This window comes from Ruoffia sp. FAM 26254 (assembly GCF_045528545.1).
Taxonomy (GTDB): Bacteria; Bacillota; Bacilli; order Lactobacillales; family Aerococcaceae; genus Ruoffia; species Ruoffia halotolerans.
On record NZ_JBGQQY010000024.1, the window covers coordinates 16,945 to 29,013 of the forward strand.

A 12,069-nucleotide genomic window follows, 5' to 3' on the forward strand; every position below is an offset into this window, starting at 1 on the left:
AGAGTGAGTCAACAAGTTGTACGATTAATTGTAACAAGCGATACCCACGGGCATTGGTTAAATCAACCAGATAATCCTAAGGCTTCTTTATTCAATACCGCAAGTTGTATTGAAAATTTAAAAGCCAAAGAGGCTGATGTGACTTTAACGATAGACCTAGGAGATTTTATCCAAGGATCGTCTTTTGCAACCTACTTGAGTCAAGAACGTCAAGACGGAAGAGTTATTGCTCGAGCAATGAATATGATTGGTTATGACTATCAATTGATTGGGAATCATGAATTTAACTTTGGACAAAATTACCGCGACCAGATAATTCAAGATTTGAATGCGGATTTACTTGTCAGCAATATTATTGATGATGCGACGGGCAAACCATTTTTAGGTAAACCCTACGATATCATTGAGCGAGAAGGCATTAAGATTGGTATTGTAGGAGTAACAACTTCTTATATTCCAAACTGGGAATTGCCCGCCCATTATGAGGGGTTACGATTTGAGGATGCCTTTGAATCCGCTAAGTATTACGTTGAAATAGTGCGTGACCAAGTGGATGTTGTCATATTAGCGTATCATGGTGGTTTCGAACGAGATTTAGTCACTAAGGAACCTTTAGAAGAATTAACGAAAGAAAACCAAGGGTCTGAAATGTTGGCGGGTATTGAAGGGGTTGACGTCTTATTAACAGGTCATCAACACCGCGAGTTGAATCAACAAGTGGGCCAAACTTACGTCATTCAACCTGGCTATGCCGGTGAAATTGTAGCCGAAGTCGAAATTGAATTAACGGATAATCAAGAGGTTTCAGGAATAAACGGTACACTTCATAATACGTCTCAATGTGAGGTTAACCAAGCAGTTAAAGCTGTCATGGAACCTGAAATTACTGATGGAAATAATTGGTTGAATACCGTATTAGGTGTCGCACCTTTAGAACAAGTGACTACAAGTCCGATTGATGCGCGTCTGAATGGCCATCCATTTATTGAATTATTAAATCAAATTCAATTCGATGAAACAGGGGCTGATTTTAGTTCTGTGGCTTTAGTTAATGACGCTTTTGTAAATTTCCACGGTGAAATTACGAATGAAATTTTATTAAAGAGCTATCCTTTCTATAATCTAATCGCTAAAGTGAATGTCACGGGTAATGACCTATATGAAGTCATGGAATTCAACTTACAATACCTAGAAGTAAACGCTCAAGGTAATATCCAGGTGAATCCAGAATATGTTGAACCTAAACCAAGACATTATAACTTTGACGTCTATAGTGGAATGACTACAACCGTTGATATGACACAACCTGTTGGTCAGCGAGTGACAAGTATTGTTGATGATCGAACTGGAAAAATGCTGGATAAAAATGCTACTTACAGTGTGGCCTTATCTCAATACCGTGCCGTCGGCGGGGGAGACTTTAAGTGGTATGGTAAAGAAAAAATTGAATCAATCTCAAATATTGATATCGCGACTTTAATGAAAGATGCGCTAAGCACATATTCTCAAGAAAAATGGGACTATATTAATTCGAATTATCAGCACCTTAAATGGGAACCAAAATTAAATGTCGCTGATATGAATAACCCATGAGAATTATTAGGATACGATTATTTTACATAGAATTTACAAAAAATTAACAGTAGCTTGGTATACTGAAATAACTTGAGAAGGATGAGGTGTAAGTATGCAAGTAAGATTTGAAGACGTGACACTGAAATTTGGAGATAAGACAGTATTAGACCGTATTAATTTCACTCTACCTAGTAGCGAATTAATTTCATTTTTAGGCCCAAGTGGTAGTGGGAAATCAACAACATTGTATCTCATATCTGGTTTGTTAGATGCAACGGAAGGAAAAATCTTCTTTGATGATAAAGAAGTAACGAATTTAGACCCAGTTAAACGGGGTGTGGGTTTAGTATTCCAAAACTATGCGCTTTATCCACATTTAACCGTCTTAGAGAATATTATGTTCCCTTTAAAAATGGCTAAAGTGAGTAAAAAGGAACGCCGTCGCATCGCCACTGAAATGGCGGAGTTAACTAAGATCGGCGATCAACTAGATAAATACCCACGTCAATTATCCGGTGGTCAACAACAAAGGGTAGCGATTAGTCGTGCCTTAGCGAAATCACCGTCAATTCTATTAATGGATGAGCCATTAAGTAACTTGGATGCGCGTTTGCGTATTGAAATGCGTGAAGAAATTCGACGTATTCAAAAAGAAACGGGTGTTACAACCGTGTTTGTAACCCATGACCAAGAAGAAGCTTTAAGTATCGCAGACCACGTTATGGTCCTAGACGATGGGGAAATTCAACAAATGACAGATCCTGTTACTTTATATGAAGACCCTAAAAACTTATTTATTGCGAAATTTATTGGGTCGCCAATTATTAATATTTTTACAAAAGAATCGCGTTCTATCAATAAAAAACACTCATTCTATAATAAAGACTGGTTCCACTTTGGAGTTCGTCCAGAACATCTAGTTGTAGCTAATGAGGAATCACACTTATTAAGTGCAACAGTTGAACGTATCGAACGTGTAGGTAAAGACATCACAGTTCATTTAAATAATGACAGTGAGAAATTCATTGTTTCTGATGTCGATACTGAAGGCTTAAATGTTGGCGATACAATTTACTTTAATGCCGATGAAGCAAACACTTTATACTTCGACATAGAAGGGAATCGCCTGGAAAGCAGGGATAAAGATGAATAAGAAGGCAACAGTAAAAAGTACTTTAGTCTCTTTACTTTATTTAGCACCAGCCATTATTTTTATTGGTATTTTTACGATTTATCCAATCTTTAAATCGATTGATATGAGTTTTTATACAGACTTTAATATCTTTTCGGGTGAGATTAATGCTCGTGGGATGGATAATTATCAAGAGTTACTCACTGACCCTGAGTTCTTCAAAGCTTTAAAGAACACAGCAATTTATGTTATTGGTGTAGTACCTGCATCGATTACTATATCTTTGTTTGTAGCTGTATTACTGAATTCAATTCCTAAATTCCAAGGCTTCTTCCGTTCTGTTTACTTCTTACCTTTTGTAACGAGTACGGTTGCGATTTCAGTAGTTTGGAGTTGGCTTTACCACTCTAGATATGGCTTAATTAACTATATCTTAGGACTCTTTGGTGTTGATGCCATCAACTGGCTAGGAGATCCTGATAACGCGATGATAGCCGTCATTATCATGGCGATTTGGAAGGGGTTAGGTTTTAACATCCTGCTTCTATTAGTTGGATTAAATAATATTAGTGATAATTATTATCGCGCCGCTAAAGTTGATGGGGCAGGAGTTTGGGCAAGATTTACAAACATTACTATTCCACTCTTAAGACCGACATTGTTCTTATTGTCAGTCGTTGGAACGATTAATTCATTTAAAGTGTTTGATGAAGTCTTTGCTTTATTCAATGGACGACCTGGACCGGCAGGCTCAGCAACGACCGTTGTTTACTATCTATTTAGAAAATTCTACGAACAATTCGACTATGGTGTCGCTGCGGCATCTGGAATTGTCTTATTCTTAATTGTACTTGTGATAACAATCATTCAATACCTTGGTAATCGGTATTTTGAGAAGCGAGGTGGGCAAGCATGAAAAAATTCTTACAATTATTTTCAATTTATTTAGTACTTTTTCTAGGTGGTATCTTGATGGTGTTACCATTCTTCTGGATGGTGTCAACCAGTTTGAAGTCAGCTGGAGAAGCGATTGCGATTCCACCGACTCTTTTACCAAGCAATTGGTTGTTTTCAAACTATGAAGAAGCGCTCGAAGCAGCGCCGTTCGCTCGTTATTTCGTAAACAGTGTGATTGTCACGGTGGCTTCCACTGCGGGTGAATTATTTACTAGCATATTGGCAGCTTTTGCCTTTGCTAAACTTAAATTTTGGGGTAAAGATTTAATATTTATAATATTGTTAGCTACGATGATGGTCCCAGGTGAATTGATGACCATCCCGAACTTTGTTACTTTGGCAAATTGGGATTTAATTAATACTTATTGGGCATTAATCATTCCATGGTTAGCGAGTGTATTCTCGATCTTTACTCTAAAGCAGTCGTTTGAATCGATCCCAGATGCTTTATATTATTCTGCTAAAGTGGATGGAAGTAGTGACTGGCGTTTCCTTTGGGAAATGATGGTACCACTATCTCAATCATCGATTGTCGCGGTGATGATATTGAAGGTTATCGGAAGCTGGAACTCATTCATGTGGCCACTGATTGTTACAAATGATACTAGTCTACGTACATTACCTGTCGGACTTCAAGCATTTACAACAGAAGCGGGTACGAAATTTGAGTTATTAATGGCTGCCTCAACGATTGTTATTGTTCCTATGGTTATCATCTATCTATTGTTGCAACGTTACATTATTCAAGGTATCTCAAACTCTGGACTAAAAGGTTAGTCAATATATCCTCAGGAGGGAATTATTTAATGAAGAAATTTAAATTATCAGTTGCTGCTTTAGCGGCATCAGTATCAGTAAGTGCATTTGCACCATTCACTGCCCAAGCACAAGAAGAGCCAGTAGAAATTACTTTCTGGCACGCAATGAACGGTCCTCACCAAGACATGATCACTGAATTAGTTGAAGGATTCAACGGTTCACAAGACCAATATGTTGTTGTTGAACAAAACCAAGGTGACTACAGTACTTTACAACAAAGTATTATGGCATCTGGTGTGTCTGGTGACTTACCAACAATGTCTCAATTAACAAACTCAAATACACCTGATTACCGTGATCAAGGTTTATTAACGCCATTAGACGCTTACTTAACAGAAGAAAATGGTTGGACGGACGAGTTAAAAGACGGAATCTTTGAAGGGTTCATGACTGGTGTTACTTATGATGATGGAATCTATGCAATGCCATTCTCAAAATCAGTTCGTTTAATGTTTGTTAACCAAGATTTATTAGACGAAGTTGAAGCTGAAATTCCAACAACTTGGGCTGAAGTTCAAGCTTTAGGTGAAGCTCTTGACGAAGCTGGTTTAGAAGAAGAAGCAATGGGATTAGAAAACTCTATCTCAATGGAAGTTGAAACAATGGCTCGTCAAAATGGTGCAACTTGGATTTCTGATGATTTAACAGAAGTTGAAATTGCTTCAGAAACTGCCACTGAACCTGTACAATTCATTAAAGATTTAATTACTAATGGACATGCACGTCAAGCTGGAGAAGACGGATTCATGTCAGGTCCATTCTCACAAGGTGCAAGTGCATTATACATCGGATCTTCAGCTGGTTTAGCACACGTATTACCAGGAATTGAAGAAAATGGAATTAACATGACTACAGCTGAAATTCCAGTATTCAACGATGGTGAAAACTTAACTTTATTCGCTGGTAATGATTTAGGCTTATTTGAATCAGCTTCAGAAGAAGAACGCGCTGGTGCAGCTGCATTCTTAGCTTACTTATTAGAAGGTGAAAATACAGCTAAATGGGCAATTGGAACTGGTTACTTACCAATCACTCAAGCAGGATTAGATTCTGACTTATGGCAAGACTACTTAGCTGAAAACCCACTTGTAGAAGCAGCATCAGCAGAGTTAGACTACGGTCAATCACAAGTTCCTTATGTAGGATCTTCAGAAGTATTCAGTGAAATCGAATTAGCTTTAGAAAATATTATGATTAACGACGCTGACGTTCAAGCTGAAATGCAAGGAATCGAAGACTTAGTTAAAGGACATCTTGGAGTAGAGTAATCTACTATCCGCAACAATAGAATAGATAACAAATACACTCACTGAAATTTTAGTGGGTGTTTTTTGCTTTTAGGATTGTGAATCTTAAATATTTGTGCGATTCAGATTAAACTAGCGACAAATGATAACTCCATTCGTCTTTAGATGGGCTAACTCAAGCCAAACGATAAGTCCATTCGTCTTTAGTTGAGGTAACTCAAGCCAAACGGTAACGCCATTTGTCTTTAGTTGACCTAGCTCAAGCCAAACGGCAAGTCCATTTGTCTTTAGTTGACCTAACTCAAGCCAAACGGTAACGCCATTCGTCTTTAGATGGGCTAACTCAAGCCAAACGGTAAGTCCATTCGTCTTTAGTTGAGGTAACTCAAGCCAAACGGTAACGCCATTTGTCTTTAGTTGACCTAGCTCAAGCCAAACGGCAAGTCCATTTGTCTTTAGTTGACCTAACTCAAGCCAAACAGTAACGCCATTTGTCTTTAGTTGACCTAGCTCAAGCCAAACGGCACTCACATTTGTCTTAAGTTACAAAAGGAATCCTTATTAGTTACAGCTAATTTAAATTAACGGTATTCTTCAAATTAAGCATATTATAGGTGTCCCAGACAGCTACCTTTATCTATAATGCGCCGATAGATATCAGACTTATATCACCAATTTATAAATAAACACTGATGTAACTTGATAGCAAATAAATTACATAAAAGCCATAATGATGGCTTTTTTATAAAAAATGTGAAAAAAGTGTTCTGAATTAGGGGTTTTCTGCTATGATTGTAAAAAAATCGTATGATGAATTAAAAAACGAGAAAATGTTCTACAGCTGCTGGATTGTCATTGCGATTCTAACCAATATATTCCAAACATCAGTTGCAATAGAATTGGGAATCAGTAACAGTGCCTTAGCAATTAATAATGTGATTGTTCTAGGAATTGGGATTTTTGTTTCATCTATCGTTTCAAAAAATTTATCAGGTTCACATTTTAATAAGACTTATTTAATGGGTATTATATCGTCTATTATCGGACTTGTAAGTTACAGTATTTCTCAAATTCAATCTTCCCAACAAAAGAGTATTCTAATGCCTATGGTTATGGTCAATCAGCTCAACAATTAGGCATGGCGATTGTTTCATCAGCAGTTGCAGGGATTGTGGATGTAAGTGGTGGTTGCAATACGGCTTGGATCGTAATGGCAATCTTAGGAGTTGTTGGTGGTGCGTCATGGTTAGTCGCAATTACAAACTCTAAAACTACGTAAAGTAATCATATTAAACTCCGGAACAGAGAAAGTCTGTGTCCGGAGTTTTTTGTGTGTCAAGATTATATTTTTAAACTAAAATACCCCTGTAAAGCACGGTTAAATGCTCTACAGGGGTAAAGTATATAGAAGGGTAATTCAATTAGAATGACGCCATAACGATGAAGTTTAGGATGAATAGACCCATTGAAATCCATAAGATAGGGTGAACCTCTTTCGCTTCGCCTTTAACAATCTTAACAAGTCCGTATGTAATGAAACCTGCTGCAATCCCATTAGAAATTGAATATGCCAGTCCCATGAAGACAGAAGTGAAGAATGCTGGAACAGCGACCGAGAAATCAGACCATTCAATATCAGCAAAACTTGAAACCATTAAGATACCAACAATAATTAAAGCTGGTGCCGTTGCTGCTGTCGGAACAATACTTATAACTGGTGCTAAAAATGCTGCTAAGATAAAACAAATAGCGGTTGAAACTGAAGTTAATCCTGTGCGACCTCCAGCTCCGATACCTGCAGCTGACTCAACGAAAGTCGTTGTATTAGAAGTACCAAACATCGCACCAAAGACAGTACCAATTGAATCGGCGAATAATGCGCGGTCCATTTTTGAAGTAATTCCTGTTGAATCTTCTAATTCTTGAATATCTTTATCTGTAAAGATTCCTGTACGACGACCTGTTCCAATGAATGTACCAATTGTATCGAAGACATCCGCTAAACTGAATGCAAAGATTGTCATAATAACGACTGGTAATTTTGACAGATCAGAGAATAGGGAAGGTAAGCCGGCTGATGAAAAGATGACTAAGAAAGTATCTTTCAATTCAACAAAGGCATCCGCTAAAGTATTTTCAGAGAAATCAATCGTTGATAGATCAACTAAGCCAAATACCATCGCTAATAAAGTTGTCGCAATAATACCAATTAAAATTGCACCTTGAACATTTAAAATCATTAAAGCAATTGTAATGAATAATCCAATAATAACAACAAGAACCGTTGGTTGAGTTAAGTCAACTAACTCAGGTAAAATTCCACCACTTGTGACAACTGATTCAACGACACCGTTAATTTCAGTCCCGCCCGCTTGACCATTCACAGAGACGATATTTGATGCATCTGAAGTGAACTGTAACAAACCAGCATTTTTAATACCAAGGTAACCAATAAATACTCCGATACCGGCTGAAATTGCGTGTTGTAAAAATTCTGGGATCGCAAGGATTAACATCTTACGAACTTTAGTTACTGTGATTAATACGTTAATTATCCCACAGATGAATACCATGGATAAAGCTTCTTGCCAAGTAAAACCTAAAGCAAAGACAACTGTATATGTAAAGAATGCATTCAGACCCATACCAGGTGCAAGTGCATAAGGGACATTTGCAAATAATCCAATAAATAATGTCGAGATAGCTGATGCAAATAATGTCGCTAGAAACACTGCCTGAGAAGGCATGCCAGATAATGCTAAGATACTAGGGTTTACAAATATAATGTAAGACATTGCTAAGAAAGTTGTAATTCCCGCAACAATTTCGGTCGAAACAGTTGTGTTGTGTTCCTCCAACTTAAAAAAACGATTTAAAGCGTTCATTTTCTTCCTCCTAAAAGATGTTTATTACGCTAGTAAGTATAACAACGGACTTCTGAAATGCCTAGACCGAAACAAACGATTCGTATATATTCAGAGATGAACGTTCGTGTTTTTGATAAAAACCCATCTAAAATAATATTCACAACATATGTAGCTCATTATATACTCGTTGGCAATTATGATATAATCTATTATATGTAGGAAGAAGGTGACTTAGTATGACAAAAGAAAAAGCTTTTGTAATCGGCGATATCCATGGCATGTATCATTCGTTAGAGGTCATGTTATCTCATTGGCGCCGGGATGAAGAGCAACTAATATTAGTCGGCGATTATATTGATCGCGGACCCAATTCGGACTCTGTGTTAAAGACCGTAAGAACTTTACAAAAAGAGCATAATGCGATCCTTTTACGAGGCAATCATGAACAACTTTTCTTAAATTATTTACTTGAACCACGAAAAGAATGGAAACTTTATAAGAAAAATGGTGGTGCAACAACAATTTCCCAATTACTACAAATCCAAATCGAAGACGTTGAAGCACAAGCACCGGAGGAAGTAGTGGAGAAACTCCTTGAGAAAGAACCGTGGCTGATAGAATGGCTGGAAAGTTTAGTTTATTACACAACTTTTGGTAATCATATTATTGTCCATGCAGGAGTAGACTTTATTAAATCAGATTGGCGTTACACTTCTTTGCATGATTTCTTATGGATTCGAGAAGGGTTTCATTATGAAAAAAATACGACCGGTCGCAACATCATCTTCGGCCATACACCTGTTCAAACATTGCATGAATCCGTCGAACCTTGGCAACGTGATGGCAAATGGGGTATCGATGGTGGGAATGTTTATGGCGGAAGCTTAATTGCTTTACGCATTGATCGAGAAGAAGTGAAGGATGTCGTAGTATTAAGATAGGAGATTTTTAATGGCAACAGTTATTGATACAGCAGATTTAATTAAACAAATTAATCAAGAAACAAAAATTAGTTCCAAGCAAATCCAAGCGGTACTGAATTTATTAAGTGAAGGGAATACGATTCCATTTATTGCGCGTTACCGTAAAGAAGTAACTGGATCACTGGATGAAGTTCAAATTCACGATATCGAACAAAAATATACTTATGCGAAACAATTGGGCGAGCGAAAAGAAGAAGTCGTTCGCTTAATTGCTGAGCAAGAAAAATTAACCGATGAGATTGAACGAAATGTTATGAAATCTTCAACCTTACAACAAGTCGAAGATATTTACCGTCCGTTCAAACAAAGTCGCCGTACAAAAGCGATGACAGCGAAGGAAAATGGCCTAGAACCATTAGCCGAGTGGTTATTATCAGTTGAAGCAACGGATGCAATTCCAGAAGCAGAAGCAGAAAAATATATCAACGATGAAGTGCCAACCGCACAAGATGCGTTAGCAGGTGCACATGAAATCTTAGCTCAAGAAGTGTCTGATAACGCACAGTTCCGTGAATTTATTCGTAAATACACGCGCTATAATGCTAAAATCGCAACTACACTTAAAGATGAAGACAAAGATGAGAATAAAGTGTATCAACAATATTATGAATTTAGCGAATCGTTAACGGCATTGATGTCTCACCGTACGCTTGCAATTAATCGTGCAGAAAAAGAAGGCGTCATCACAGTGAAAATTCAAGTTGATACTGAACCAGTTATTAAATATATGTCGAATCGATTCATTCCTAAAGAGTTAAATGAAGACAAGAAAGAGTTAGTTCAATTGGCTGTTGAAGACGCTTATAAACGCTTCATTGGACCAGCCATTGAACGTGAGATGCGGAGTGAAGCAACGGAAGAGGCCAGTCAACAAGCGATTAAAGTCTTCGGTGAGAACTTACGTAACCTCTTACTACAACCACCTTTAAAAGGACGTGTTGTCATGGGCTTTGACCCCGCATACCGTACGGGGTGTAAATTAGCTATCATCAATGAAACAGGTCGAGTATTGGATAAAGGTGTTATTTATCCACATAAACCTGCAGCAGGCCCTAAACGTCAAGCAGCTAAAGGCGAGTTATTAGAATTTATCCGTAAACACGATGTGGATATCATTGCGATCGGTAATGGGACAGCTAGTCGTGAGTCTGAACAATTTGTTTCAAATCTAATTAAAGAACATAACTTGGACACACAATTTATCGTGATTAATGAAGCGGGTGCTTCGGTATACAGTGCGAGTGCCATTGCCCGTAAAGAGTTCCCAGACTTCCAAGTTGAAGAACGTAGTGCGGTTTCAATTGCTCGTCGTTTACAAGATCCGATTGCTGAATTAATTAAAATTGATCCTAAATCTATGGGGGTAGGTCAATACCAACATGATGTGAGTCAAAAAGATTTAACGCAACAATTAGACTTTGTGGTCAACATTACCGTTAACCAGGTTGGAGTCGATTTGAATACTGCTAGTATCCAATTATTGGAGCACGTTTCAGGCTTGACTGCAGCCACAGCTAAGAATGTGATTGCACTTCGTGACGAAATAGGTCACTTCTCAAGTCGTGAACAAATTAAAGATGTCAAACGTTTAGGTCCTAAAACTTATGAACAAGCCGTAGGTTTCATGCGTATCTTAGGCGGGGAAAATCCATTAGACCAAACGAGTATTCACCCGGAGAGTTATAAAGTGGCTTTAGATATTTTAAATCAGGCAAATGTTAACGTAAATGATATTGGTTCTGAAGAGGCGATTGAAACACTAAAATCACTCAAAGCCAGTGACTTAGCAACCCAATACGACTTAGGTGAAGAATCTATCTCAGATATTCTAGATGGGTTAATGCATCCTACGGCAGATGTACGTGACGGGCAAGATGCGCCAGTCCTTCGTGCGGACGTCTTATCAATGGAAGATTTGGATGAGGGGATGCAACTGCAAGGAGTCGTGCGCAACGTGGTCGACTTTGGAGCCTTTGTTGATATTGGAGTGAAACAAGATGGTTTAGTACATATCTCAAAACTCTCTAAAAAATTCATCAAACATCCCTCTGATGCCGTTTCTGTTGGAGATATTATTGAAGTCGAAGTCATTTCTTTAGATCGTCAAAAAAGCCGCATTGGGTTAAAGAGAATTTTTAATAAAGAGTAAAGACAAAAAAACACGGTTGCTTCTAACGAAGTCACCGTGTTTCTTTTATATACTGAGTTTATGATGCGATCGATGGGATTTGAACCCACACATCCTTAAGGACACTAGCCCCTCAAGCTAGCGCGTCTGCCATTCCGCCACGATCGCGTGTTTTACTTAAATTAAAGGACAAGATTTATAATAGCACAAACGAAGTTTGGAATCAATGTTTCATAGTGAAGAGAATAGAGTATATAAATCTCCTCTGTTGTCAAATCAAATGCAACACTATTGTTATTCAAAAGACATACCCCATTAGACTTTTAGGTATAGGGTTTCCCCCATGGGGGAAATGTCGCTT

The 12,069-nt window shown here is 37.8% G+C and carries 11 protein-coding genes and 1 tRNA gene; 9 read left to right on the forward strand and 3 right to left on the reverse strand.

Annotated elements, in window-relative coordinates; genetic code table 11:
- Positions 1–3: 3 nt before the first annotated feature.
- From ACEN3Z_RS07130 to ACEN3Z_RS07150, 5 genes are all read left to right on the forward strand, one after another.
- Complete coding sequence (locus ACEN3Z_RS07130) at positions 4–1,593, forward strand: bifunctional metallophosphatase/5'-nucleotidase (RefSeq protein WP_407090302.1); 1,590 nt, start codon at positions 4–6, stop codon at positions 1,591–1,593.
- 94 nt (positions 1,594–1,687) lie between these two features.
- Positions 1,688–2,728, forward strand: a complete 1,041-nt coding sequence (locus tag ACEN3Z_RS07135) for an ABC transporter ATP-binding protein (protein ID WP_407090303.1) — start codon at positions 1,688–1,690, stop codon at positions 2,726–2,728.
- Entirely contained in the window at positions 2,721–3,623 is a 903-nt protein-coding gene (locus ACEN3Z_RS07140) for a carbohydrate ABC transporter permease (RefSeq protein WP_138404569.1), read from the forward strand. The genes ACEN3Z_RS07135 and ACEN3Z_RS07140 overlap by 8 nt, the downstream gene beginning before the upstream one ends.
- A complete protein-coding gene (locus ACEN3Z_RS07145) occupies positions 3,620–4,441 on the forward strand; it encodes a carbohydrate ABC transporter permease (protein WP_138404568.1) in 822 nt (273 codons plus the stop codon). Before ACEN3Z_RS07140 ends, ACEN3Z_RS07145 begins: the two co-directional genes overlap by 4 nt.
- A gap of 29 nt (positions 4,442–4,470) precedes the next feature.
- Positions 4,471–5,751 carry an ABC transporter substrate-binding protein gene (locus tag ACEN3Z_RS07150; protein ID WP_138404567.1) on the forward strand — a complete coding sequence of 427 codons (1,281 nt, stop codon included), beginning with the start codon at positions 4,471–4,473 and terminating at the stop codon, positions 5,749–5,751.
- 111 nt (positions 5,752–5,862) lie between these two features.
- On the opposite strand, the gene ACEN3Z_RS07155 is transcribed toward ACEN3Z_RS07150, so the two are convergent.
- Positions 5,863–6,261 (reverse strand): hypothetical protein, encoded by a 399-nt coding sequence (locus tag ACEN3Z_RS07155; RefSeq protein WP_407090305.1) that lies wholly within the window; start codon positions 6,259–6,261, stop codon positions 5,863–5,865.
- A gap of 257 nt (positions 6,262–6,518) precedes the next feature.
- On the opposite strand from ACEN3Z_RS07155, the gene ACEN3Z_RS07160 reads away from it, so the two are divergent.
- Positions 6,519–6,866 carry a hypothetical protein gene (locus ACEN3Z_RS07160; protein WP_407090306.1) on the forward strand — a complete coding sequence of 116 codons (348 nt, stop codon included), beginning with the start codon at positions 6,519–6,521 and terminating at the stop codon, positions 6,864–6,866.
- A 2-nt stretch (positions 6,867–6,868) separates the two neighbouring features.
- Positions 6,869–7,009, forward strand: a complete 141-nt coding sequence (locus tag ACEN3Z_RS07165; RefSeq protein WP_407090307.1) for a hypothetical protein — start codon at positions 6,869–6,871, stop codon at positions 7,007–7,009.
- A 142-nt stretch (positions 7,010–7,151) separates the two neighbouring features.
- Here the strand turns inward: ACEN3Z_RS07165 and ACEN3Z_RS07170 are convergent, their stop codons facing one another.
- A complete protein-coding gene (locus tag ACEN3Z_RS07170) occupies positions 7,152–8,615 on the reverse strand; it encodes an NCS2 family permease (protein WP_138404564.1) in 1,464 nt (487 codons plus the stop codon).
- A gap of 218 nt (positions 8,616–8,833) precedes the next feature.
- Between ACEN3Z_RS07170 and ACEN3Z_RS07175 the strand changes: the two genes are divergently transcribed.
- Positions 8,834–9,538, forward strand: a complete 705-nt coding sequence (locus ACEN3Z_RS07175) for a metallophosphoesterase family protein (RefSeq protein ID WP_407090308.1) — start codon at positions 8,834–8,836, stop codon at positions 9,536–9,538.
- Between the two features lie 10 nt (positions 9,539–9,548).
- Positions 9,549–11,729 carry a Tex family protein gene (locus ACEN3Z_RS07180; protein WP_407090309.1) on the forward strand — a complete coding sequence of 727 codons (2,181 nt, stop codon included), beginning with the start codon at positions 9,549–9,551 and terminating at the stop codon, positions 11,727–11,729.
- A 64-nt stretch (positions 11,730–11,793) separates the two neighbouring features.
- Here ACEN3Z_RS07180 and ACEN3Z_RS07185 read toward each other — a convergent pair.
- Positions 11,794–11,876, reverse strand: a tRNA-Leu gene (locus tag ACEN3Z_RS07185).
- Positions 11,877–12,069 lie beyond the last annotated feature (193 nt).